Annotated in this window: 22 protein-coding genes; 11 read left to right on the top strand and 11 right to left on the bottom strand. The window is 63.1% G+C overall.

Going from position 1 to position 24,319, the window contains the following annotated elements:
• Positions 1-62: 62 nt before the first annotated feature.
• The gene (locus RFM68_RS05465) at positions 63-638 is read right to left on the bottom strand and encodes a DUF4893 domain-containing protein (RefSeq protein ID WP_320231676.1); all 576 of its coding nucleotides are present in this window, start codon (positions 636-638) and stop codon (positions 63-65) included.
• 128 nt (positions 639-766) lie between these two features.
• Here RFM68_RS05465 and RFM68_RS05460 point away from each other — a divergent pair, with 128 nt between their 5' ends.
• Positions 767-1,681, top strand: a complete 915-nt coding sequence (locus tag RFM68_RS05460; protein ID WP_320231675.1) for an NAD-dependent epimerase/dehydratase family protein — start codon at positions 767-769, stop codon at positions 1,679-1,681.
• Between the two features lie 5 nt (positions 1,682-1,686).
• Here RFM68_RS05460 and RFM68_RS05455 read toward each other — a convergent pair whose 3' ends face one another.
• Positions 1,687-2,319, bottom strand: a complete 633-nt coding sequence (locus RFM68_RS05455; RefSeq protein WP_320231674.1) for a DUF1638 domain-containing protein — start codon at positions 2,317-2,319, stop codon at positions 1,687-1,689.
• Between the two features lie 56 nt (positions 2,320-2,375).
• Here RFM68_RS05455 and RFM68_RS05450 point away from each other — a divergent pair, with 56 nt between their 5' ends.
• The gene (locus RFM68_RS05450) at positions 2,376-2,510 is read left to right on the top strand and encodes an entericidin A/B family lipoprotein (RefSeq protein WP_036258641.1); all 135 of its coding nucleotides are present in this window, start codon (positions 2,376-2,378) and stop codon (positions 2,508-2,510) included.
• Between the two features lie 85 nt (positions 2,511-2,595).
• Here RFM68_RS05450 and RFM68_RS05445 read toward each other — a convergent pair whose 3' ends face one another.
• A complete protein-coding gene (locus RFM68_RS05445; RefSeq protein WP_320231673.1) occupies positions 2,596-3,294 on the bottom strand; it encodes a cobalamin B12-binding domain-containing protein in 699 nt (232 codons plus the stop codon).
• A 270-nt stretch (positions 3,295-3,564) separates the two neighbouring features.
• Here RFM68_RS05445 and RFM68_RS05440 point away from each other — a divergent pair, with 270 nt between their 5' ends.
• The 6 genes from RFM68_RS05440 to RFM68_RS05415 all read left to right on the top strand — a co-directional run bounded on the left by RFM68_RS05440 (position 3,565) and on the right by RFM68_RS05415 (position 10,030).
• Positions 3,565-5,139 carry a trimethylamine methyltransferase family protein gene (locus tag RFM68_RS05440; RefSeq protein ID WP_320231672.1) on the top strand — a complete coding sequence of 525 codons (1,575 nt, stop codon included), beginning with the start codon at positions 3,565-3,567 and terminating at the stop codon, positions 5,137-5,139.
• A gap of 89 nt (positions 5,140-5,228) precedes the next feature.
• Positions 5,229-5,918 carry a hypothetical protein gene (locus RFM68_RS05435; protein WP_320231671.1) on the top strand — a complete coding sequence of 230 codons (690 nt, stop codon included), beginning with the start codon at positions 5,229-5,231 and terminating at the stop codon, positions 5,916-5,918.
• 104 nt (positions 5,919-6,022) lie between these two features.
• Positions 6,023-6,754, top strand: a complete 732-nt coding sequence (locus tag RFM68_RS05430; protein ID WP_320231670.1) for a dienelactone hydrolase family protein — start codon at positions 6,023-6,025, stop codon at positions 6,752-6,754.
• Positions 6,755-6,902: 148 nt separating this feature from the next.
• Positions 6,903-7,463: an RNA polymerase sigma factor gene (locus RFM68_RS05425; RefSeq protein WP_320231842.1), complete on the top strand. Its 561-nt coding sequence runs from the start codon at positions 6,903-6,905 to the stop codon at positions 7,461-7,463.
• A gap of 2 nt (positions 7,464-7,465) precedes the next feature.
• Positions 7,466-9,607, top strand: coding sequence for a YfbK domain-containing protein (locus RFM68_RS05420; protein WP_320231669.1), 2,142 nt, complete (start codon positions 7,466-7,468; stop codon positions 9,605-9,607).
• A gap of 138 nt (positions 9,608-9,745) precedes the next feature.
• Positions 9,746-10,030 carry a hypothetical protein gene (locus tag RFM68_RS05415; protein ID WP_320231667.1) on the top strand — a complete coding sequence of 95 codons (285 nt, stop codon included), beginning with the start codon at positions 9,746-9,748 and terminating at the stop codon, positions 10,028-10,030.
• Positions 10,031-10,039: 9 nt separating this feature from the next.
• On the opposite strand, the gene bmt is transcribed toward RFM68_RS05415, so the two are convergent.
• The 3 genes from bmt to RFM68_RS05400 form a co-directional block, all read right to left on the bottom strand.
• A complete protein-coding gene (bmt, locus tag RFM68_RS05410) occupies positions 10,040-11,062 on the bottom strand; it encodes a betaine--homocysteine S-methyltransferase (protein ID WP_320231666.1) in 1,023 nt (340 codons plus the stop codon).
• 102 nt (positions 11,063-11,164) lie between these two features.
• Positions 11,165-11,839: a DUF1989 domain-containing protein gene (locus RFM68_RS05405; RefSeq protein ID WP_320231841.1), complete on the bottom strand. Its 675-nt coding sequence runs from the start codon at positions 11,837-11,839 to the stop codon at positions 11,165-11,167.
• Positions 11,832-12,689: a helix-turn-helix domain-containing protein gene (locus RFM68_RS05400; protein ID WP_320231665.1), complete on the bottom strand. Its 858-nt coding sequence runs from the start codon at positions 12,687-12,689 to the stop codon at positions 11,832-11,834. The genes RFM68_RS05405 and RFM68_RS05400 overlap by 8 nt, the downstream gene beginning before the upstream one ends.
• A 228-nt stretch (positions 12,690-12,917) precedes the next feature.
• Here RFM68_RS05400 and RFM68_RS05395 point away from each other — a divergent pair, with 228 nt between their 5' ends.
• Positions 12,918-13,928, top strand: coding sequence for a fatty acid desaturase (locus RFM68_RS05395; RefSeq protein ID WP_320231664.1), 1,011 nt, complete (start codon positions 12,918-12,920; stop codon positions 13,926-13,928).
• 79 nt (positions 13,929-14,007) lie between these two features.
• On the top strand, positions 14,008-14,847 hold the full coding sequence (locus RFM68_RS05390; protein ID WP_320231663.1) for a phosphate/phosphite/phosphonate ABC transporter substrate-binding protein: 840 nt from the start codon (positions 14,008-14,010) through the stop codon (positions 14,845-14,847).
• Here RFM68_RS05390 and RFM68_RS05385 read toward each other — a convergent pair.
• From RFM68_RS05385 to RFM68_RS05370, 4 genes are all read right to left on the bottom strand, one after another.
• A complete protein-coding gene (locus RFM68_RS05385) occupies positions 14,815-16,155 on the bottom strand; it encodes a M24 family metallopeptidase (RefSeq protein WP_320231662.1) in 1,341 nt (446 codons plus the stop codon). The genes RFM68_RS05390 and RFM68_RS05385 overlap by 33 nt on opposite strands.
• Before the next feature lie 14 nt (positions 16,156-16,169).
• Entirely contained in the window at positions 16,170-17,726 is a 1,557-nt protein-coding gene (locus tag RFM68_RS05380) for an ArnT family glycosyltransferase (RefSeq protein ID WP_320231661.1), read from the bottom strand.
• A gap of 38 nt (positions 17,727-17,764) precedes the next feature.
• A complete protein-coding gene (locus tag RFM68_RS05375) occupies positions 17,765-20,347 on the bottom strand; it encodes a GcvT family protein (RefSeq protein ID WP_320231660.1) in 2,583 nt (860 codons plus the stop codon).
• Positions 20,348-20,524: 177 nt separating this feature from the next.
• Positions 20,525-22,102: a trimethylamine methyltransferase family protein gene (locus RFM68_RS05370; protein WP_320231659.1), complete on the bottom strand. Its 1,578-nt coding sequence runs from the start codon at positions 22,100-22,102 to the stop codon at positions 20,525-20,527.
• Positions 22,103-22,433: 331 nt separating this feature from the next.
• On the opposite strand from RFM68_RS05370, the gene RFM68_RS05365 reads away from it, so the two are divergent.
• A complete protein-coding gene (locus tag RFM68_RS05365; RefSeq protein WP_320231658.1) occupies positions 22,434-23,594 on the top strand; it encodes an MFS transporter in 1,161 nt (386 codons plus the stop codon).
• A gap of 124 nt (positions 23,595-23,718) precedes the next feature.
• Here the strand turns inward: RFM68_RS05365 and RFM68_RS05360 are convergent, their stop codons facing one another.
• The gene (locus RFM68_RS05360; RefSeq protein ID WP_320231657.1) at positions 23,719-24,255 is read right to left on the bottom strand and encodes a hypothetical protein; all 537 of its coding nucleotides are present in this window, start codon (positions 24,253-24,255) and stop codon (positions 23,719-23,721) included.
• Positions 24,256-24,319 lie beyond the last annotated feature (64 nt).

The raw sequence follows: 24,319 nt of genomic DNA, 5'->3' as shown, positions 1-24,319 counted from the left end.
ATTCGGCGCGGGTTAATCCTTGGTGTGCCCGAAAGCCTTCAGTCAGGCATGAAAGGCCCGGCTCAGCGCTTGAATTCCATGATGTCGAGTTTCGATTCGTAATAGGGCGCGGGGAATTCGATCCGCCACCCGTTGGCACTGTTGCGGAAGGCGTAGCCGACCTGGTCGCTTTCGGGGCCGCTGGCATAAGGTTTGGCCTTGTCGTTGTTCACAGAAAAAGAGCCAAGATAGATGGCGCGCTTCTCGCCGTCGTCGAAGAAGCGGCCGTTGGTGCGCTGCGAGCCGCTGATCTTCGCAAGCCGCCAGCCGGAGCCATCGTCGGTGACCTTGCACTTGAACCAGCCATAAATGACAAGCGGGCTCAAGCCGCCTGCCTTGATGGTGCGGCACTTCCAGTTGCCGGTGAGATCCTTGTCGGAGAAGGCGACAAGCGGCCTGGCGAGCAGCGCATGCAGTTGCTTGACTTCCGCCGGATCGCCGGCCTTGGCCTCATCGAGGGCTGCCTTGCGCGTCTCGCCATACTTATCCAGTCGCGCCTTGTCGGCGGCCGTGATCAGCTTCTGCACCTGGCCATCGGCATGGACGGGCAAAGTGAAGGCGGTGAGGGTGAGGGCGGCAATAAGCAGGCGAGGGGTCATGAACGTGCTTCCTCAAATCAATGGCCGGAACAAAATTTCGTTCTATCGCTGGCGCACAACTTACCGGTTCGCGATCCTCTGTCATCCGTGCTTAACAGCGTAAACTCGGAAAAATGACGGTTTGATCGATGCGGATATTGCTTACGGGATCGTCCGGCTGGCTGGGCAGCGAGCTTGAGCCAAGGCTCAAGGCGCTCGGCCACGATGTCATCGGCCTTGATCCGGTTGCCTCGGCGCGCACCCAAGTCGTCGGCTCGATCGCGGATCGCGATCTCGTCCTGAAGATCGTCCGCGACAATCGCATCGAGGCCATCATTCACAGCGGCGCGCTGCACAAGCCGAACATCGAGCACCGAGAAAATGCCGATTTCGTCGCGACGAATGTGCAAGGGACGCTCAACCTGCTCGATGCGGCGACCAAATATGGCGTCCAGCGTTTCGTCTTCACCTCGACGACGTCGCTGATGATCTCGCAGGCGATCCGCGCCGGCTTCCAGGGTGGCGCGCGCAAGGCAGCCTGGCTGACGGAGGAGATGTCGCCAGAGCCGCGCAACATCTACGGCGTGACGAAACTTTCAGCGGAGCATCTCTGCCGCCTCTATAATATCGAGCATGGATTGCCGGTGGTCGTGCTGCGCACGGCGCGCTTCTTTCCCGAAGCCGACGACATGGCGCATGCGATCGAGCAGTCGGACGCCAACACCAAGGCGAACGAGTTGCTGTTCCGGCGGCTGACTGTGGAGGATGCGGCCGAAGCCCATGTCGCGGCCCTGGAGAAAACCCCGCAACTGGGTTTCGATACCTTCATCATCTCGGCGCCGACGCCGTTCCAGCCGGAGGATTGCGTCGAACTGATCGCCAACGCGCCATCAGTTGTCGCGCGCTATTTCCCGGATTATCCGAGGCTCTATGCCAGGAAGGGCTGGACGATGTTCTCTTCGATCGACCGCGTCTACGATCCGTCGCGGGCGAGGGAGCGGCTGGGCTTTGTTTGCCAGACCAGCTTCGCCGATGTGTTGGCGGCGCTCGAAGCGGGGGCGTGACGGCCTCAGGCAGCGCTCTGTGCCGCCCGCGCCAGTTCCACGGTCAGGTCGCCATAACCGGTCGGTCGGCGCTCATAGGCGAGGCCGAGCATGGCCGCGGCTTTCTCGGCGACCTTGTCAAGCTCCGGATCGTCGGTCTGGGCGAGATAGATCAGCTTCTGGTAGTTGCCGAAATAATCCTTGATCAATTCGGGATGCCGGTCGAGGCCGAGCGGCTTGATGAAAAAAGCCTCGAACTGGCGGCAGAGGAAGTCGGTCATATAAAACGACATCATGTCGTCGTCGGCGACCTTCGCGTAGGTATCCATGCCCTGATAGAAGGCGAAGCAGTGCGGCCCCGCCATGCGCTCGACGCCGTGCTTCTCGATGACGCGGTCGAGCAGGCCGCCGGTGCCGCAATCGGCATAGCCGACGAAGATGTGCCCGTAGCCGTCCGCCTTGGCCTTCTCGATCGCCTTGTCCATGGCCGGCGCGATGCGGTCCGGATAGAAATGGAACTCGGCCGGCAGGCAGGTCAGATCGAGATGGTCGAGCTTAAGCCGTTGCTTGACGGCCAAAACTTCGCGCGCAATCATCCCGCAGGCGATGACGAGCAGCCTGTCTGTTTGATTCGGTTTCGTTTTTTGCGTTTTGGCCAAGTCGAGCCGGCTTTCGTTGCTGCGAGGTAATTTATCTGTCCAGGGAGACACCGTCCATGAAACTGCTACGCATCGCGCCGATGGCCATCCTTGCCTGCGCGCTTGCACTCACGGCCTGCGCCAACACAATTCGGGGTGTCGGCAAGGATGTCAAATCGACCGCAAGGGCGGTCAAGGACACTGTCAACTGATCGGCAGCCCCGTCCATCATCTGGGAACAAAAAAGCCGCGCTGCAAGGCGCGGCTTTTCTCGTCTGTCCATCCTGATGCCTTGGTTCAGGCGGAGGCGCGAACGTTGTGTTTGCGCTTCATGTAGTCCTTGGCGGTCTCGACCGCCACCGCCGCGTCGCGGCAGTAGGCGTCGGCGCCAACGGCCTTGCCGAACTCTTCGTTCAGCGGCGCGCCGCCGACCAGCACGACATAGTCGTCGCGGATGCCCTTTTCCTTCATCGTGTCGATCACGACCTTCATGTAAGGCATGGTGGTGGTGAGCAGAGCCGACATGCCGATGATGTCGGGCTGGTGCTGCTCGATTGCGTCGAGATATTTCTCCACCGCGTTGTTGATGCCGAGGTCGATGACATCGAAGCCGGCGCCTTCCATCATCATGCCGACGAGGTTCTTGCCGATGTCGTGGATGTCGCCCTTGACGGTGCCGATCACCATCTTGCCCTGCTTCGGCGCGCCGGTAGCGGCAAGCAGCGGACGCAGGATGAACATGCCGGCCTTCATGGCGTTGGCCGAAAGCAGCACTTCCGGCACGAACAGGATGCCGTCGCGAAAATCCTCGCCGACGATGCGCATGCCTTCGACCAGGGCCTCGGTCAGCACCTTGTAGGGCGCCCAATTGCGCTCGAGCAGGATTCGCGTGCCTTCCTCGATTTCTTCCTTCAGCCCGTCATAGAGGTCGTCATGCATCTGCTGCACGAGTTCCTCATCGGAAAGCTCGGAAAGGATGATCTCGTCGTCGGACATTTTTCTCGGGCTCCTTGCTGCTCGGAATGACTGCGGCAGCTTAAAAATCGATGCGCCAATACCTAACCCGCGAGGGCAGCGCATCCATAGCTGATTTGCGACTTCCCGCAAAAGGAAAGCGACTGAAAAGTTGGCGCTTTTCTTGTCGATTTTGCGACAGGCGTTGGCGCTGGCGGGCCGTTTCCAATAGGGTGCATGGCTACGATCCGGCAAGAAGCGGCGACGAAGGGCCGCCAAGCCAATTCAGGCCAAGTTATAGGAAGAACGATCATGAGCGATAACGCTGCAGTCGAGCAGGAAGCGTCGGGTGGACGACGCGGACGCGGCGCCAGCGGCGGCGCGGCGGCACGCCGGGCCGCCCGTTCGGGCGGCGGTCCAGGCACCCAGCTCACCTACATCAAGCGCAAGATCAACGTCTACGAGGTCCTCAACGAGGAAGGCCTGGCGCTGATCGAGAAGAACACCGACACGGTGCTTGAGGAAATCGGCATTATTTTCCGCGATGACGCCGAGGCGCTGGCGCTGTGGAAAGAGGCGGGCGCCGACGTCAAAGGCGAGCGCGTGCACTTCCCCAAGGGCCTCTGCCGCTCGCTCTTAAAGACCGCGCCTTCGATCTACACCCAGCACGCACGCAATCCGGAGCGCTCGGTACAGATCGGCGGCAATGCGACGGTGTTCGCGCCGGTCTACGGCCCGCCCTTCGTGCGCGACCTAGACGGCAACCGCCGCTACGCCACGATCGAGGATTTCCAGAATTTCGTGAAGCTCGCCTATATGGCGCCGTCGATCCATCATTCGGGCGGCACGGTGTGCGAACCAGTCGACGTGCCGGTCAACAAGCGCCATCTCGACATGGTCTACAGCCACATCAAATATTCCGACAAGCCGTTCATGGGCTCGGTGACCGCGCCGGAACGCGCCGAGGACACGGTGGCGATGGCCAAGCTCGTGTTCGGCGACGATTTCGTCGAGAACAACACCGTGCTGACCAGCCTGATCAACGCCAATTCGCCGATGGTGTTCGACGAGACGATGCTGGGCGCGCTGAAGGTCTATTCGCGCCACAACCAGGCCTGCATCGTCACGCCTTTCATCCTGGCCGGCGCGATGAGCCCGGTGACGGTCGCCGGCACGCTGACGCAGGTGCTCGCCGAAGTGCTCGCCGGCGCCTCGTTCACGCAGCTGATCCGGCCAGGCGCGCCGGTGCTGTTCGGCACCTTCGCCTCGTCGATCTCGATGCAGTCGGGCGCGCCGACTTTCGGCACGCCGGAGCCGTCGCTGGTCTCTTACGGCGCGGCGCAGCTCGCGCGCCGGCTCGGCCTGCCGTTCCGCACCGGCGGCTCGCTCTGCGCCTCGAAGGTTCCGGATGCGCAGGCGGCCTATGAAAGCGCCAACACGCTCAACTCGACCATCCTTGCCGGCACCAATTTCGTGCTGCATTCGGCCGGCTGGCTCGAAGGCGGTCTCGCCTCCTGCTATGAAAAATTCATGATGGACATCGACCAGCTCGGCATGCAGCAGAAATTCGCCGAGGGCGTCGACCTGTCGGAAAACGGCCAGGCGATGGACGCCATCCGCCAGGTCGGTCCGGGCAGCCACTATCTCGGCTGCGATCACACCCAGGCGAATTTCCAGACCGCCTTCTACCGCTCCAACATCGCCGACAACAATTCCTACGAGCAGTGGCTGGCAGAGGGCCAAAAGACCGCGCCGCAGCGCGCCAACGAGCTCGCCCGCCGCTGGCTGGAAAGCTATGAGGCGCCACATCTCGATCCGTCGATCGACGAGGCGTTGAAGGATTTCATCGCCAAGAAGAAGGGGTCGATGCCCGACGCCTTCACTTGAAAGGAGCCCGAGTCAGGCGGGGCTAAAGTCGCCAACATCATCCACAAGGAAGTCTGGCGGAGCGCTTTCTCTGACCCGGACGAGAAGGGATGACTTTTTCCCTCAGTCCGGTCGGGAAGATCGCGACCGCGCTCGCGGCGAATGGCCTGATCCTTCGAGGCGGCTTCAACTTCGCGGATGGTGAACCGGTGCTTGCCGGACCTTCGGGTGCTCCAGCCAAATCGGTGCTGCTGGTCGGGCAGGCGGGCGCGGCACCCTGGCCGCATTTCCAGCGTTGGCTCAAGAGACAACCGCAACCAATAGCCGATCCGCTCGACACCTGGTCTCGCGAAGTGATCGTTGCAGTGGCGCAAGATTTTGGCGCGCGCGCCGTTTCGCCTTCCGACCGGCCCTATCTGCCATTCCAGCAATGGGCGATGCGCGCTGAAGGGCTGAAGCCTTCGCCGCTCGGCATCCTCATGCATCCGGAGTACGGGCTCTGGCATGCCTATCGCGGCGCGCTGTTGTTCGAGCAGGAGATCGCGATACCCGAAGCTGACGCAGCGATTCACCTTTGCGACGCATGCATCGAGAAACCCTGCCTAAAATCTTGTCCGGTCGGCGCCTATTCGGTGGACGGCTTCGCGCACCAGGCGTGCCTGGCGCATGTGCATGGCACGGGCGGTGCGCCTTGCCGCGCCGGCGGCTGCCTCGACCGCAACGCCTGTCCCTATGGCGCTGAATATCGCTATCCGGCCGATGTCCAGGCTTTCCATATGGTGGCGTTCGCCGAACTTTAAGCGTTCTTCCGAACCGCACGGAAACTTGACTGCGATCGACAGGTTGCCGCTTGCCCTGGCGGGCGTCGCGGATATCTATCGCCTGGCAACCGGCGGAGCGCGCAATGACGAAGCAGGACATCGAGATCAAGACCCAGGACGGCACGGCGAAGGCACGGCTGTTTCGTCCAGCCGCGCCGGCCAAGGCCGGCGTCATCCTCTACATGGATATTTTCGGTCCGCGTCCGGCGCTCGACCAGATGGCCGAGCGCCTCGCGGGGCATGGCTATGCCGTGCTGGTGCCCGATCTCTTCTACCGCTATGCGCCCTATGGCCCGTTCGATCCCAAAACCGCCTTTGCCGAAGAAAAGACCAAGGCTGCGCTGTCGGTGCTGAGCGGCGGCACGACGCAGGGCATGACCATCCGCGACAACGCCGCCTTCCTCGATGCGCTTGCGGCTGAAGGCGTCGGCGGGCCGATCGGCGTCGTCGGCTATTGCATGGGCGGCGCGCGGGCGCTGAACGCGGCCGCGACCCATCCCGACCGCATCGTCGCCGCGGCAAGCTTCCACGGCGGCAATCTGGCCAGCGACGCGCCCGACAGCCCGCACCGCAAGGCTGTGTCGATCAAGGCGCGCGTCTATGTCGGGGTTGCCGGCGTCGACCGCAGCTTCCCGCCGGAACAGTCGGCGCGGCTGGCGGAGGCGCTCAGGGTCGCAGAAGTCGACCACATCATCGAGAACTATGTCGGCGTCGGCCATGGCTGGTGCGTCAGGGACCACAGCGTCTATGACGAGGTTGGCGCTGAGCGCCACTGGAGGCGGCTGACGGCGTTTTTCGGTGAAACATTGGGCTGAGCCATGATCTCTGGGCGGCAGCGCTGCCCCTCATCCGCCCTTCGGGCACCTTCTCCCCGTTCACGGGGAGAAGGAAAATGCGCTGCCGCAAAAAAATCTTTCCATCGCCCCAAGGATTGGTCATTAGCCTTCGTCCAACAGGCAAATGATGGCGATGATGCTGGACGACGGCGATGCCTCCGATGCCGAATTGATCGGGCGGGCGAGGGGCGGAGACAGGGGGGCTTTCGGCACATTGCTCGAAAGGCACTATGGCTTCGTCTATCGCGCCGCCTATCGCTGGTGCGGCAAGAAGGCCGACGCCGAAGACATCGCCCAGGACGTCTGCGTGCGGCTCGGCCGCGCGATCGGCGACTATCAGGGCAGCGGCGCCTTCACGACATGGCTCTATGCCATGACGCTGAACGCGGCACGCGACATGATGCGCAAGCGCGCCCGCGACACAGCCAAGACCGATGCCTTTGGCGCCTATGCGTTGATCGCGGGCGAGGCGTCGGCGGAGGCCGACGATCCGGCCGAGGCGCTGTGGGCGGCGGTGCGGGTGCTGCCCGACAAGCAGCGTGACGCGGTTCTGCTGGTCTATGGCGAAGGTCTCAACCACGCGGCGGCGGCGGAGGTGATGGCGATCTCGGAGACGACGGTTTCCTGGCACATCCATGAAGCGAAGAAACGGCTGAAATTGCTGATGCGTTCAGCCGGGGAAGTGTGACCATGGTCGACGACAACGAACTCGAAAGGCTGCGTGACATCGCGGTACCGGCGCCGGACGGCGAAGCGAAGGCGCGCGCGCTTGCCGCCGCGATGCAGGCCTTCGACCACGACGAAAAAATTTCAACTATCCCCCAAGGAACGTCCGCAAGCCTTCGTCTCACGGAGCGAGCAAGAAAGCTCTGGAGAGAAATCATGCAACGGAAACTCATTGCCACGCCGGCCATCACCGCGCTGGTCGCGCTGCCTATCGCCGGCTACGCCGCTTTTGAGATGTTGAAGGAGCAGCCGCCGGCCGTCGGCGGGAACGGTACGGTCACCGAGACGCTGGCCGACAAGCCGGCGGCGCAGAAGCCTGTGCCGGAACAACCCGCGATCAACGAGCCGCTGGCAGCGGCGCCCGCCAAGGAAAAGAAGGCCGACGCGGACGCCGAGACCCGGGCGAATTCACAAGTGGTACCGGCAGCGCCGGCCAAACCGGCGACCGAGGTCGACAGCCTGCTCAAGCAGGAGGCGGCGCCTGAGGCGATGCCCACGCCCGCCCCGGCGCAGCCTGCTGGCGGCGAAGCCGCGTCGGGCGATGGTGTGGTTCGAATGGGCTTTTCGGCGCCAGGCGATGCGGCGAAGCTCAAACGCGCGGCGGGCGCCATCGGCCAATCCAAGCTGATGGTGCAGCCCGCGCCCATGCCGGCCGATCAGATGCGGCCGCAGGATGAAAACCGCGACCGCATCGAGACCTTCAAGACCAATCCGGTGCATGAGACCGCGCAGGACCCCGTCTCGACCTTCTCGATCGATGTCGACACGGCCTCCTATTCCTTCGTGCGGCGCTCGCTGAAGGAAGGCGCGCTGCCTCAGGCCGACACGGTGCGGGTCGAGGAGATGATCAACTACTTCCCCTATGACTGGAAGGGCCCGGATTCGGCCAAGACGCCGTTCAACTCGACCGTCACCGTCATGCCGACACCGTGGAACGAGCACACCAAGCTGATGCATGTCGCGATCAAGGGTTTCGACGTGAAGCCGGCCGAGCAGCCCAAGGCCAATCTTGTCTTCCTGATCGACGTCTCGGGCTCGATGGACGAGCCGGACAAGCTGCCGCTGCTCAAATCCGCCTTCCGGCTGCTGGTGAGCAAGCTCAAGGCGGACGACACCGTCTCGATCGTCACCTATGCCGGCAATGCCGGCACGGTGCTGATGCCGACCAAAGCGGCGGAAAAGCAGAAGATCCTCGCCGCCATCGACAATCTGTCCCCCGGCGGCTCGACGGCCGGCGAGGAAGGCATCCGTGAAGCCTACAAGCTCGCCCAGCAATCCTTCGTCAAGGACGGCGTCAACCGCGTGATGCTCGCCACCGACGGCGATTTCAATGTCGGCCAGACCGATGACGAGGATCTCAAGCGGCTGGTCGAGAGCGAGCGCAAGACCGGCGTCTTTCTGTCGGTGTTCGGTTTCGGACGCGACAATCTGAACGACCGGATGATGCAGACCATCGCCCAGAACGGCAACGGCACGGCCGCGTATATCGACACGCTTGCCGAGGCCCAGAAGGTGCTGGTCGATGATGCGTCCTCGACGCTGTTCACCATCGCCAAGGACGTCAAGATCCAGGTCGAGTTCAACCCGGCCGCGGTCTCGGAGTACCGGCTGGTCGGTTATGAGACCCGGGCGCTCAAGCGCGAGGATTTCAACAATGACCGCGTCGATGCCGGCGATATCGGCTCCGGCCATTCGGTGACGGCGGTCTATGAGATCACGCCGAAGGGCAGCGGCGGCGAACAGGTCGATCCGCTGCGCTACGGCCAGGCCAAGGTCGACAATGGCGGCGTCGCCAACGCCGACGAATATGCCTTCGTCAAGATCCGCTATAAGCTGCCGAACGAGAACGATTCGAAGCTGATCACCACGCCGGTGACCGCCGCCAATGAGGTCAAGTCCTTCGACGCGGCCGGCGCCGACCAGCGTTTCTCGGTCGCGGTCGCGGCCTTCGGGCAGAAGCTGCGCGACGAGGATCAGACGGCGAATTTCGGCTACGACCGGATCGCGGAGATCGCCAATGCCGCGCGCGGCGCCGATCCGTTCGGCTACAGGGCGGAGTTCCTGTCGCTGGTGCGGCTGGCCTCATCGCTGGAAGGCAACAAGTAGAACATTGCGATTGAAACGAAGGGCCGGCAAGATAATCTGCCGGCCTTTTTTGCGATCGTTAAATTGCGCGGCTTTTCCGGAATATCATCGCAATCAGCTTCCGTTAGTCAGTGCTGATTAGGGTTCGAGGGATCGGCAGTGCGTATCACGACAATCGGAAACGCGAGCTCGACGGCGACCAATGCGCCGGTGCGGGGACCGTCCGCTCCTTCAGCGGAATCCGCGCGCATCAGGAACGATGTCGACGCGGCTCGCAACACGGCGCTTTCGGCGCTCAACAACGACCGTTTTCGCGTGATGCTGGAACAGATCACCGACCCTGGTGCATCGGGTGCCTTGATGACGATAGGCACCGGCAGCCAGGACGGCGTCGTTGTCGATTTCAACACGGCGCTGTCGCGCTACGCCGAAAACAGCAAATAACCGGCCCTGTCAGGCGCGGCTGCGCCTGCGTTCGCGGCGGCCTTCGCTGGTTTCGGCAGTGTTTGCTGTCGCCACCTTGTTGCGCATCGGGCCGATGCGCTCGACGATCGTCTCGACGGTCGGGCGGGTCGACTTGGTGTGCGCGTCAAGCGCCTTGCGCATGGCGGCAAGATGGGCGAACGAGGTGCCGCAGCAGCCGCCGACAATCTTGGCGCCGGCATCGACCGCAAGCCGCACATAATCGGACATCAGCTCGGGCGTGCCGGAATAGTGGATCTCCGCGCCGCGGAATTCCGGAATGCCGCAATTGCCCTTGACGATCACCGTCGCCTCCGGCTTCGCCTCGGTCATGTCGAGGAGCGACGCCAGGATATCGGAAGCGCCGACGCCGCAATTGGCGCCGACGCCGAGCGGAGCCTGCGACAGCCCATCGGCAACACCGTGGATATCTTTCGGCAACAGCCCCATCATGGTGCGGCCGGCGGTGTCGAAGGAACCGGTATAGGTATAGGGCAGGCCGACGCGGATGGCGGCTTGCGCCGCGGCGCGGATCTCGTCGGGCGCCGACATCGTCTCGATCCAGGCGACTTCGGCGCCGCCGGCCTTGAGACCCTCGATCTGCTCGGCAAAGGCATCGACCGCATCGTCATAGGTCATGGCGCCGAGCGGCACCAGCAATTCGCCTGTAGGACCGACCGAGCCGGCGACGATCACCTTGCGGCCGGCCTTGTCGGCGACGGAGCGGGCAATTTCGGCGGCGCGCCTGTTCAGATCGTGAACGCGATCCTGTGCATGATGCAGCTTCAGCCGGTGGCGGGTGCCGCCGAAGGAGTTGGTGAGGATGATATCGGCGCCGGCATCGACGAAGTTCTGATGCAGGCTGGTGATGGTCTCGGGTGACGTCTCATTAAGCAGCTCAGGCGCTTCGCCGGCCTCGAGACCCATCGCGAACAGATTGGTGCCGGTGGCGCCGTCGGCCAAAAGCACGCCCTTTTCGGCAAGCAGCGCGTCGATGGGATTGGTCGCGGTCATGGCCTGAACTTTCCTGCCTGGAATGGCGTTCGTCTTCCGAATTCAAATAACGATATAAAGAAGTCTTTATGTCTAGTCAACGAGTTTGCAGGTGGTACGGCCCTATGCAGCCGGAATGATCTCGACCTCGATCTCGGTGCAGGCGTCGCCATTGGTCGGGTGGTGGTCGACCGAGCAGGCGGTGACGACAAGCAGGAGGTCCTGTTCGGCGCGCAATGTCACGTAACCGCCCGGCGGATTGATCGAAGCCTCGACAACGAGCGTGCCGTCCGGCTGCGGCAAGGAGTTCTGGAAAAGATCGACAGGGTCGGGCGCGAAGGGAAGTTCAATGCCTTCCGTGCCGAGCGCCTTCATCAGATTGTCGCGGCAGTTCGGGTGGTTGGGCAGACCGGCCCTTTCATAGAGCGCGCTGTCGCAGGCCGGGTAGAGCATATCGTGCGGTCCGGGCGAGGCATCCTCGATCAGCGTCAGCATGATCTTGCCTGCGGCGCTGTAGAAATGGTCGCCCGGTTTCGGAAACAGCCGCTCGCTGATGTCGCGGGTCTGCGACGTGCTCAGCCAGTCGAGCCTGCCCTTGGTCGAGAAGGCCCAGAGGTCGGAGACCTGCTGGCCCTTGGGATCGACGATGCGGATCAGATCGCCGCGTCTGACGCGCATCGAACGGCCCGATTGAGGAGGAACAAATGACGTGACGCGGTTCTTGCATGGGTTTTCCTGAAACGATGAGCGGCGGCCAGGCCGACCGCCAAGATGGCATCGATGCCGGCGATCAGACAGAGCCTGACGAGAAGGACATTGCAGCCAGCTTCTGCGTGAAGCTCGCCGCCTCGTGCGCGTTGATGTCGGCGGCCCGGATTAGATTGTCGAAATGGCTGGTCAGTGTGCGGATCGGCTGGGTGGCGCTCAGCACGATATACATGTCGCCGACATAGATCGCGGCGCGATAGGGGCCGAAGATCGTATAGGGGATCGAGTAGCGCATACGGCCGTCATAGAGGAACAGGCGGAAGGTCGGATAAAGGTCGTCGAGCAGCGCTGCCATGTGCAGCAATTGCTTGCGCCGTTCGGCCTCCGGGAAGCGGTCCCAGACGCCGAGGCCGCGGGCGAAGATCTCCAGCGTGTGGCGCGGCATGCAGACCTCCATGTCGGTCTCCGGCCGCCTTGTATAGTCGATGCGGTATTGCGTTTCGCCGGCCTGCGCCTCGCGGCTCTTGTTGGCGATGCCGGCCTCATAGTCGATCAACGCCTCGGTGCGCAGAAGATCGGGAATGCCGGCGGGCACGTAGCGGATCTTGGTGCCGGCCGCCTCCGCATGCCATTTGGCGAGCAGCGTGCGGTCGAAGCCGTCGGGCGCTTCCTCGATCTCCAGGCTCTCGCGGATTTCGCCGGTGACCCCTTCGTCGTGGCTCAAGCCCAGCAGCCAGTCGAGCGACACCTTGAACTCGGCGGCGATGTTGAGAAGCGTCTCGGCGCGGGGCAGGCGGGTCGAGGCGCCCGAGAGCAGTTGCGACAGCGCCGAACGGTCGATGCCGACGGCCGTCGCGAAGGCCGACTGGTTGAGGTCGGACCGTGTCAAGAGCAATTTCAGCCGCTCCCGGAAGATCGTCGACAGATCGCGCTTGTCCATCAGGCTGCTCCTGCTTGCGGGAGGATAATTTTGCGCCGAGGCCGTGCTTGTCGCGGCTCAAGCGTAAATGAATCCTCAATTCTGTTTACAATATATAACATCTGCAGCTAAAAATGCGCACTCGCAACAGTTTGTGCGCTTTGTCTCGTTGATGTAACGGCAGGCTCCTGACACAATGTTGTCAGGAATCGAGGTGGTTCCGGCGACTGGAAGGCAGTGGTCGATAGCATGACGAGCATGAACAAGAGACGTAGCGGCGCACCGGCAATCGAATGGCCGACAGTATTTCTCGCCCTCTTCTGCTACGGCACATGGCTCGCCGCCGGCTTCCTGCTCTGGCCATCCCATCCCCTGATCGCGTTGATCGCCCTGGCGCTGATCCTGGCGCTGCAATCCTCGTTGATGCATGAGGTGCTGCATGGCCATCCGACCCGCAGCGCCAGGATCAACGAAGCGTTCGTCTTCCTGCCGATCGGGTTTGTCTGGCCGTTCCGGCGCTTCAAGACCATCCATCTTCGCCATCATGCCGATGAGCGGCTGACTGATCCGCTGGACGATCCGGAGAGCTATTACCAAGCGCTCTGGATGCATGAGGAACTGCCGCCGGCGATGAAGTTCCTGCTCAAGATCAACAACACCATGGTCGGCCGCTTGATCCTCGGTCCGTGGCTGTCGTCGGTCGGCTTCTTCATCGACGACGCCAAGCAGATCGCCGCCGGCGACAAGGCGATCCGCAAGGCCTGGCTGCTGCATGCCATCGGCATTGCCGTCGTGGCGCCGATCGTAACGTTCGGCTTCGGCATTCCGCTCTGGCTCTACGTGCTGGTGCCGGTCTGGCTCGGACAGTCGCTGATTTCGGTGCGCACCTATGCCGAGCATCAGTGGTCCGAACATCCGGAAGGGCGCACCATCATCGTCGAACGCTCGCCGCTGTCGTACCTGTTCCTCAACAACAACCTGCATTTCGTGCATCACAAGAGCCCGACGGTTGCCTGGTACAGATTGCCGAAGCTGTTTCGCGATCGCCGCGAAGAATGGCTGCGGATGAACAACGGCTATGTCTATCCGAACTATCTGTCGCTGATCAAATCCTATGCCTTCAAGGCCAAGGAGCCGGTCATCCATCCGATGTTGCGTCGCGCGCCGGAACCGGGCCGCGCCTTCAAGCCGCGCGTCAGGGCGCGCAATGTCAGCGGGCTTGGAACAGCACCGGTTCCGGCTGAGCCGCCGAAGGAGTAATCTCGACTTTCCGCGACAGCTTTTTTTGCGGCGGAACGCAGGCGCGCCGAAGGCCGCTTGTCTTTGAAAGCTATTCGACATGAGTGAGTTCGTTGCGGCCCTGCCGATGTATGACTGGCCCGAGGCGCGTGGTGAAGTCGACGCGCAATGGGTGAGGCTGCGCGACGCCTTCCGGCAAAGGGGCATCGATGCGCCGGAGGCAGTCGCTCGCAGCAATCGCGAGTTGCCGGCCGTGCCTGGCGGTATCCTTGATGGCGCCGGAGGACTGATCGCGCCCGACCCGGCGACTCTGCCCCCGGACGAGTTCGATTTTCACCAGCTCTGGCTGAGCCCGGCGATGCTCTTCGGGCAAACCTGCTGGGGGCCGATGGAACTCGGCCTTGCCCGGCATGTGCAGGTGATTGCCCAGCCAAACTACGATGCGTTCGAGGGCGGGCAGGGAGAACTCTATTCCAGCGCGCTGATAATGCCTGCGGATAACGAGCCGCCGGTTGCCTCGCCGCATGACGGCAAGCCCATCATCCCGATCGATCTTCTGCGCGGCAGGCGCTTCACCTTCAACAATCCGGATTCGATGTCCGGGCTGATCGGGCTGACGCGCGACCTGGAGGCGATGGGCGAAAGCCTTGATATTTTCGCCTCGCGCAGCGAAAGCGGCGGCCACCGGTCGTCGATCGTCGCCATCGCCGAGGGCAGGGCCGATATCGCCGCCATCGACTGCGAAAGCTGGGCACTGGCGCAACGTTTCGAGCCGGCTGCGCAGGGCGTGAAAGTCGTCGGCTGGACGGCACGGCGCAAGGGCCTGCCCTATATCACAGCCAGGACCACCCTGGCTTCGATCGTTGCCGCGATGCGCGACGCTGTCGCGGTGGTCGAAGGCGGTGCATCAGAGCAGCCGCTCGTCCAGCGGGTAGGTTGAGAGTTTCTCGTTGCCAGTCTCGGTGATCAGGATCTGCTCCTCGATCTTGACGCCTTCGCGCCCGCCAAGCCTGCCGACATAGCTTTCGACGCAAAGCACCATACCGGGTTCGAGCACGCCATCCGGCGTGTCGGTGGCCCAGTCGCCGGCATGCGGCAGCGTCGGGTATTCGTCCGCCAGGCCGACCCCGTGATAGAGCACGCCGTAGCGTGCAGGATAGCAATCGCCCGGCGGCACGGCCGAGCGCTCGACGAGATCGCGAAAGGAGATACCCGGCCGCATCAACGCGGTGTTGTGCGCGATCTGGTCGGCGGCAATGCGGAACAGGTCGCGCTGTTCGTTCGACGGCTGCTTGTCGCCGCAGAGCCAGGTGCGCGAAAGGTCGGCGCAGAAGCCGTAAGGACCGACGAGATCGGTGTCGAAGGCGACGAGATCGCCATTCTCGATTAGGCGCGATGAGCATTCCTGGAACCAGGGATTGGTGCGCGGCCCCGACGACAGAAGCCGTGTTTCGATCCATTCGCCGCCGCGCGCGATGTTGCCGCGATGCAGCTCAGCCCACAGCTCGTTCTCGGAGATGCCGGGCTTCAGCGCCGCTTCCATCTCGCTCATCGCCGCCTCGCAGGCGACGATGGAACGGCGCATGGCGAGGATCTCGTCCGGCGATTTGATGAGGCGTACATTCTCCATCACGGCTTCGCCATTGCCGACGGAAATGCCGCGGCGAGCGAGTTCCTCGACGCCTTCGGGATTGATGTGGTCGATGGCGATGCGTCGGTTGCCGCCGCCATGCTCGGCAATGAGATCGGCGATGCCGGCGGCCCAGCGGCGAACCTTCTGCTCGGTGAGCTCGCCGCTGTAGAGATACATCCACGATACAGCCGGGCGCACCTCGTCGACGACGCCCGAATGGTCGGACAGGTGCTCGCAGGAAAAATAATCGAACAGCACCACCGGCCCTTCGGTGGCGACGAAACAATGGCGTGTCGGGTTGTGCGCGACCCAGAGTTGCATGTTGGTCGAGTCCGTCGCGTAGCGGATGTTGACCGGGTCGTAGAGCAGGGCGCCGGCGTAGCCGCGGCGCTTCAGCTCGGCGCGGATACGATCGAGCCTGTATTTGCGCATGGCGGGCAGGTCGGGCGCGGCGATGCCTGCCGCGGCCCATTCGGCTTCGGCTATCGCGCCATAGCCCAGCACATGCTGGTTGAGCGCGGCGGCTTTCTCGCGAGAGGCCTCGCGCAGCGCTTCGACCGAGCCGGGTTCGAAGGGCATGATCTTGCGATGGCGACCAAAGCGCTGCTTATCCATGGGTCCCCCGACGCCTATTGCGCCGTCAACTTGTGAAGCCTGGTGATCGTGACCTGGCGCGGTTCGCCCCCCAGCAACTGCGGCACCGCGATGCGCCGATGGATCGTGTCCATCCCATAGCCGGCCTTCGCGATCCTGTCGAAAACGACCGAGGGAGGCTCTTTGTCGCTCATCAAGACAAGCACTGCCGGCTCGCGGATCGACCGAGTGAAGTCGGGTATCTCGTCGTCGAGCACGATAAGGTCGGGATCGATCAGGCGCAGATTGCCGATCCAGAACCAGCTCGAAACCACGGTGCTGACCGGCCCATCGGCGGTGATCTGGCGGTAGAGCGCCGGATAATCCATCTGCACGATGCGACCGCGGCTCTCGCCGCCGTTCAGGTGCATGTACCAGCTTACCGGGAGCACAAGCACGGCGAGGACAGCACCGACGAAGACGACGGTGCCTTGCGTTTTGCGGCCCTTTTCCCCTCTGGCGTCCAGACGCATGGCCAAGGCTGCAGGCAACAGGATGAACAGGGGAAGCATCCAGCGGTCGCGAAACTGCGTCACGCCACCGGCCAGAACCAGCACCAGCGTGACCAACAGACCGAAGATTATGCCGCGCCACAGCAGCTTTTCAGGCCAGGGGGCGGGCAGCGACAACGGCGCCGGGCTATTGCGCGCCAGGACCAAGGCGACGGCAAAGATCGTGACGGGCAGGGCGGCGAAGTTGAGGATCGCCCTGGCCAAACCGACGAAGCCGAGCGCCGCCGTTTCCGCTGCGCTATCGCCCTCGGCGACGCCAAAGCCGCCGCTGTGCGACAGGAAGTCTTGAGGGTGCATGAGGCTCCAATAAAGCGTCGGCAGGCAGGCAAGGATCGCCACCGCCACGCTGATCAGGAAGCGGCGGTCCAAGATTGCTTCACGCGTTTCGCGAACCGAGAGGGCTGCCAGGAACAACGCGGCAAGGAAGATGACGATGTTGTATTTCGACAGCATCGCGGCCGCCGTCGCCAGGCCGAACAGCGCATAGGCAATGGCCGATCGGCGTTTCTGCACCTCGACCAGCGCCAAAAGCAGCACCGAGGTGAAACAGAATATGGCAACCGAGTGGGTGAGGGCGTGCTGCATCTCCCAGAAGATCTGGGGAAACAGGAGCAGCCCGAACATGCCGGCGGCAGCGGCGCGGTTCGAATAGCCGAAACGGCGGATGGCGGTGAAATAGGCGGCCAGCCCCGTGGCCAGCAGGCCGTATTTGACGATCTTGAGGGCAAGGACGCTGGTTCCGACCAACGAGGCCGCAAGCATGGCGAGCCAGGTGTATAAAGGCGGCTGCGAGCTGCCGTAGCCGGCAGCCAGGAACCGCATTTCCATCAGTTGCTCGGCATCGTCGACGCCGACGCCGGTCTCCGCAACGTGGGAGAGCAGCGCCATCGCCATGATCTGGGTCAGGCAGTAGAGGAGGGCAAAAGCGACCGCGGCGCTGAATGGACCGACCCGTTCATCGCAGAGCCAATCGGTCCACTTCTCTAGCTGCCGCAAGGGGATAGTCTTCTCATGCTGATGCGCCGGTAGTGGCTTGACCATGCCATAACAACCGGCACGATCCAACAATTGCCGACACGTCAGGTCCGCATCTTCTCGCCGCTCGGGTCGAAAGGCGGCTCGACATTGATGCGGGCCGGGCGACGGTGGCCGAGGATCTCGATTTCGAACAGGCCGGCGCTTTCGTCCTCGGCAAGGGCTGCAGGCACATAGCCCTGCGCCATCGATTTCTGGACGTAATGCGCATAGCCGCCCGAGGTCACCCAGCCGACGACGCGCCAGTCGCCATCGACGATGCCGCGCACCGCGGAAGCGCCTTCGGCGGCCTTGGATCCGCGCACTTCCTTGCCTGACATGTCGAAGCGGGGCGCGCCATAGCCATGCGGCTTCTCAACCGTGCCGTAGTCTTTGCTGACCTTGGCCCAGATCGGCTCGTCGCCCATCACGTCGGCATCGATGGCATCGACGATAAAGGAAACGCGGCGCAGCTTCGGCCCGTCGGCCTGTTCCTTGGCCGAGGCCTCGCGGCCGATGAAGTCGTTCTTCTCGAGCTTGATGAAGCGGTCCATCGAGCCTTCGAACGGGCCGTAGATCGGGCGAAGCTCGCGGAACCAGGTCGGGAAGTTCTTTTCGAGGCGCATCGACAAAAGCGCGCGCATGCCGAAATCGACGACGCCGGATTCCGCTCCGGCCTCCTTGATCGCCTTGTAGACGAGGCGCTGATAGGCCGGCGCCATCCAGATCTCGTAGCCGAGATCGCCGGTATAGGTGATGCGGTTGACCATGCAGGGCGCGCCGCCGACCGCCATCTCGCGGAAGTCCATGAAGCGGAAGGCCTTGGTCGAGATGTCGACATCGACCAGCTTCTGCAGCAGGTCTCGCGATTTCGGTCCGGCGATCGACAGGCCGACCAGCGTCTGGTCGAAGCGGTGGATGCGCACCGAACCATCCTTCGGCAGGTGCTTCTCGAACCAGCGCATATGGTATTTCTGCGCGGCCGAAGAGCCCCAGATCATGAAGCGGTCTTCCCCGTCCCTTGGGCCGGCCTTGGCGATGGTGAAATCGCCGATCAGCTTGCCGAACTCGTTGACCATCGGGGTCAGCACGATACGGCCAACCCTCGGCATGCGGTTGGTCATCAGCCGGTTGAGGAAATCCTCGGCTGCAGGTCCCGACACCTCGTATTTGGCGAAGTTGGCGATCTCGGTGACGCCGACGTGATCGCGCGTGGCGCGCACTTCCTCACCGATCGGGCCGAAATCGTTCGAGCGGTGGAAGGAAACGATGTCCTTGGGTTCCTTGCCCTTCGGCGCGAACCACAGCGGGGTTTCGAGACCCCACGAATCGCCCATGACCGCGTTGTTGGCGAGCATGGTGTCATAGAGAGGCGTTGTCTGCGCCGGACGGGCGGCGGGCAATTCCTCGTTCGGGAAGCGGATCGAGAAGCGCCGCGAATAGTTCTCGCGCACCTTGGCGTTGGTGTAGCGCAGGCTCGCCCATTCGCCGAAGCGGGCGACATCCATGCCCCAGACGTCGAAGCCCGGATCGCCATGCACCATCCAGTTCGACAGCGCCAAGCCAACGCCGCCGCCCTGGCTGAAGCCGGCCATGACGGCGCAGGCGCACCAGAAATTGGTCAGGCCCTGCACCGGACCGACCAGCGGATTGCCGTCGAGCGCGAAGGTGAAGGGGCCGTTGATGATCTGCTTGATGCCGGCCTTCTCGATGCCGGGGAAATGCTTGAAGCCGATCTCCAGCGACGGCGCAATGCGGTCGATATCGGGCTGCAGCAGTTCATGGCCGAAATCCCAGGGCGTGTTGACCGGCGACCAGGGCTTGCAGGCCTTCTCATAGGTTCCGAGCAGGATGCCGTTGCGTTCCTGGCGGGTGTAGATCTCGCCCTTGAAGTCGAGAACGCCGATCATCTCGCGGCCGGTCGACTTGTTGAATTCCTCGACCTCCGGCATCGGCTCGGTAAGCAGGTACATGTGCTCCATGGCCAGCACCGGCAGTTCGACGCCGACCATGCGGCCGATCTCGCGCGCCCACAGGCCGCCGCAATTGACGACATGCTCGGCGTGAACCGTACCCTGTTCGGTGACGACGTTCCAGGTGCCGTCCGGCTGCTGCGTCAGGTCGACGACGCGGTTGCGCAGCACGATTTCCGCGCCGAGTTTCTTGGCCGCCTTGGAATAGGCGATGGTGGTGCCCGAAGGGTCGAGATGGCCCTCGACCGGATCCCACATGGCGCCGACAAAATTCTTCTCGTCCATCAGGGGGAACATCGCCTTGGCTTCCGAAGGCGTGATCAGCTCGGTGTCCATGCCGAGATAGCGGCCCTTGGCGTGCGCCAGCCGCAGGAAGTCCATGCGCTCCGGCGTATCGGCCATCATGACGCCGCCGGTCAGGTGCAGCGAGCAGGACTGGCCTGAGATCTCCTCGATCTCCTTGTAGAGCTGGACGGTGTAGGCCTGCAGCTTGGCGACGTTCGGGTCGCCGTTCAACGTATGGAAGCCGCCCGCCGCATGCCAGGACGAGCCGGAGGTCAGCTCCGAGCGCTCGATCAGCATGATGTCGGTCCAGCCAGCCTTGGCAAGGTGATAGAGTACCGAACAGCCGACGACGCCGCCGCCGATGACAACCGCTTTTACGTGGGATTTCATGAAGATAGGTCCGTTTTTAAAGAGATTGAGTTTTTAAGAGGCCCCCCTCCGGAGGGAGAGGAAGGGCGCCAGCTGGAATCGCCTCGCGCCTTTCCTCTCCCCCGTCGATCGGGGGAGAGGTGTCGAGCAAAGCTCGACGGAGTGGGGGTCGACTATTCATCGAACCGGTATTGCCTATTAAAAGTCAGTCGGCGCGCCGCCTTCGGCGCGGCGCTTTTCGACGAAGTCGTTGAGTTCCTCGCGGATGGCCGGATCCATGTATGGCTCCTCGTAGGAGGCAAGGCGCTCCTTCCAGACCTTGTTGGTGCGTTCCATCGCCGTCGGCGAACCCGCCTCGGCCCACGTCTCGAAGTTGCGCCAGTCGGAGACGATCGGCGCGTAGAAGGCAGTCTTGTAGCGCGCTTGCGTGTGCGGGGTGCCGAAGAAATGGCCACCCGGGCCGACCGACTGGATGGCGTCGAAGCCGAGCGCATCCTCGGAGAGGTCGAGCGGGGTCAGATACTCGGCCACCATCTGCAACAGGTCGATGTCGAGGATGGTCTTTTCGTAGGAGCAGCGCAGGCCGCCTTCCAGCCAGCCGGCACCATGCATCATCAGATTGCCGCCGCCCTGGATCGCGCCCCATAGCGAGAATACGCTTTCATAGGCGGCCTGCGCGTCGACCGTGTTGGCGGCGCAGGTGTTGGATGTGCGGTAGGGAATTTGATAGCGGCGGGCGAGCTGGCCGCCGACGAGCTGTGCCTTCATGTATTCCGGTGTGCCGAAGGCCGGCGCGCCCGACTTCATGTCGACATTGGAGGTGAAGCCGCCATAGCCGACCGGCGCGCCCTTCTTCACCATCTGGGCGAAGGCGATGCCGGAGAGCGCCTCGGCGTTCTGCTGCACCAGCGCACCGGCGACGGTGACGGGCGCCATGGCGCCGGAGAGCGTGAACGGCGTGACGATGACGACCTGGCCCTTGCTCGACATCTGGATGATGCCTTCCATCATCGGCACGTCGAGTTTGAGTGGCGAATTGGTGTTGATGATGGTGAAGACCGATGGCTCCTGCATCAATTGCTCGTGGCTGATGCCGCGCGCGATGCGGGTGATCTCGATGCCGTCGACGTTGCGCTCCTTGCCGAGCGAATAGATGTGGAACACCTTGTCGGTCAGCATGGCGAGGTCGCGGATGCATTCGAGGTGCCGGACCGAAGGATGGATGTCGATCGGCTCGACCGGATAGCCGCCGGTGCAATTCAGGATGTTGTGCATTTGCGCCAGCCGCAGGAAGTTGCGGTAGTCGGCCTGGTTGCCGGGCCGCCGGCCGCCGTCGAGATCGGAACAATTGGGCGCCGAAGCCATCATCGACAGGATGACGTTGTTGCCGCCGAAGCGCAGATTGTGCGCCGGGTTGCGGGCATGCAGCGTGAATTCCGACGGGCAATGCGAGACAAGCTCGAGGATCATGTCGCTGTCGAAGCGTACGCGCTCGCTGCCTTCACGCACGTCGGCGCCATGTCCCTTCATGATGCGGCGGGCTTCGTCGTGCAAAACGTCGACGCCGATCTCCCTCAGCACGCGCAGCGAGGCGAGGTGGATCGATTCCAATTCGTCGTCGGACACCAGCTTGGTCGGCGTCAGCGGGTTCTTCAACTGCCGGAAGGCGGGCTGCTCGAAGGCGGCCGAGCCGCCGGCGCGCTTGCCCGCGCGGCCGCCACGGCGGGCGCGATCGGTTGCCAGTGCCGGTTCGGCAGGATGAAGGGCGGCGGTCATGCGAAGCCTCGTGAGGATGCGAAAGTGGCCGGCATAATGGACCGGCGGCAATGCGGCTGGTAAAGAGGCGGCGACCACTAGGGCGAGGGAAGCGACATGCCGGAAGGGCAGGCGGTTGAGGCGTACGCACGCCGTTTCCAGCCGACATCGGGCGCCGACGATTCAACTGCGAGCCACATGACCGCTTCCCTTTCACAAGGCCGCCGTAACAGGCTGCTGCAGCGTCGGCGCTCTTGACAGGGACTGGCTGGAGCATCCGCTTTCACCCTCCGTGGGCCTTACGGCAACCGGCCACAACGGCTAAGTCCTCCGAACGATTGGAGCAGGAACGATGGCTCTGGCGGGTTCGGAGAGTGGCGAGAGGATGCAGTGGGCCGCGATCACCGATGTGATCGCGACCGTGTCTGTCTTCGCCATCGCGCAAGGGCTTTCCTACCCGCTGCTCAGCTTCATCCTGCAGCGCCAGGGCGTGTCGCCGGCGGTGATCGGGCTGTCGGCGGCGATGACGCCGGTCGGTTTCATCCTGTCATCGCCTCTGATCCCGGAACTGGCCAGGCGGTTCGGGGCAGGGCGCACCGCTCTCACTTGCGCCGCGCTCTCGGCGCTGGTGCTGGCGCTGATCGGATGGACGCAAAATGTCTACCTGTGGTTCCCGCTGCGCTTCCTGATCGGCGTGGTGACCAACCCGCTTTATGTCTTGAGCGAAATCTGGGTGATCGCTCTGGCGCCGCCGGCGCGGCGCGGTCGCGTCATGGGCATCTATTCGACCATCATCTCGGCGGGCTTCGCGGCCGGCCCGCTCTGCCTGCTTGCCGTCGGCACCGAAGGCTGGCCGCCTTTCCTGGTCGGCATCTTCGCTTTCCTTTTCTGCGGCGCTTGCCTGGCCTTGGTGGTGAAGCGCCTGCCCAAGGTCGACGAGGCCGGGAACAAGGTCTCGGTGCTTGGCTTCATGCCGCGCGCCTGGCTCCTTTTGTCGGCGGTCGTCGTTGCCGCCGGTTTCGAGCAGGCCATTTTGGCGCTGCTTCCCGTCTACGGCACGCATCACGGCATTCCCGAGGCGCGCATGTCGGCGCTGCTGTCGGCGATGATTGCCGGCAATATCGCCATGCAGGTGCCGCTCGGGCTGCTCGCCGAAAGGCTGACGGCGCGCTTGGTGCGCTTCGGCTGCGTGGCGGTGACGATCCTCGGATGCGTGCTTTTGCCGGCGCTGATCGAGACGCCGGCGATCTGGGCCTGCATCTTTATCTGGGGCGCCGTTTCCTATGGCATCTACACGATGTCGATCATCGAGCTCGGCGAACGCTTCACCGGCTCGGCGCTGGTCGCCGGCAATGCCGCCTTCTCGCTGATGTGGGGTGTCGGCGGCATCATCGTGCCGCCGCTCACCGGTAGCGTGATGGATGTCATCGGCGCCTCCGGCCTGCCGGTCACGCTGGGTGCGATCTGCGCGGCGCTGGCCGCGACCACGGTCATTCGAAGACGGGTCTCATAGGGAGATCGCGTTCTCGGAGTCCTTAAAGCGCGTCGCGTCGAAACGGATTCATGCGACGCGCTTTAAGGCTTTGTTTGATGCATGTCGTTGTCGCAAAACCGAGGTCACTTTTGCGCGACATGCATTAGTTGCCCCGCTGCCGGAAGATTGCCCAGAGATCGCAATCGGCGTGTCGCTCTTGCGGATGCGTTCTGAGCAGCAGATCCCGAATTTCGACCACGCGATCGAAGTCGTCCAACAGCCCGACACTGGATAGCTCCGTGTTCGCGAACACGTCCGGAAAGCCGCCGCAATTGCTCAAGGCGCTGTTGCCGACATCCTTGTCCATTAGGTCGTAGCCCAGGAATGCAAACCCGTCCCACGCAAGCGAGCGCACATCGACCGATGGCCTGCGGATCACGCCAAGGATGTTGAGATCGCGCGCATCGGCCAATTCCGAAAGCAGGAAATCCAAATCGACAAAGAAATTGAGCATGTTGTCTTCATTGACGATGTGGGGCCAGTAGCTCTCCTTGGTTTCAGGGAGCGCGAATGCGCAAAGCATCCCATCAAGCGTGACGACTTCGGTCAATTGGATGAGGCCCGACCACTCGATGTATTCCTTCCATTCGGTGCCGTGGGACGGACCAAACTTCTCGGTGGCTATGTAGAGACGTTGCATAGGTTATTCGCCTTGCATGGCGATTTTCGGAGCTTCCTTTTTAGACGCTCCGATTGAATGTCGG

The organism is Mesorhizobium montanum (assembly GCF_033977145.1).
GTDB classification, from domain to species: domain Bacteria; phylum Pseudomonadota; class Alphaproteobacteria; order Rhizobiales; family Rhizobiaceae; genus Mesorhizobium; species Mesorhizobium montanum.
Note: the sequence above shows the minus strand (reverse complement) of the source record. Positions and strands in the feature narration are given on the sequence as shown.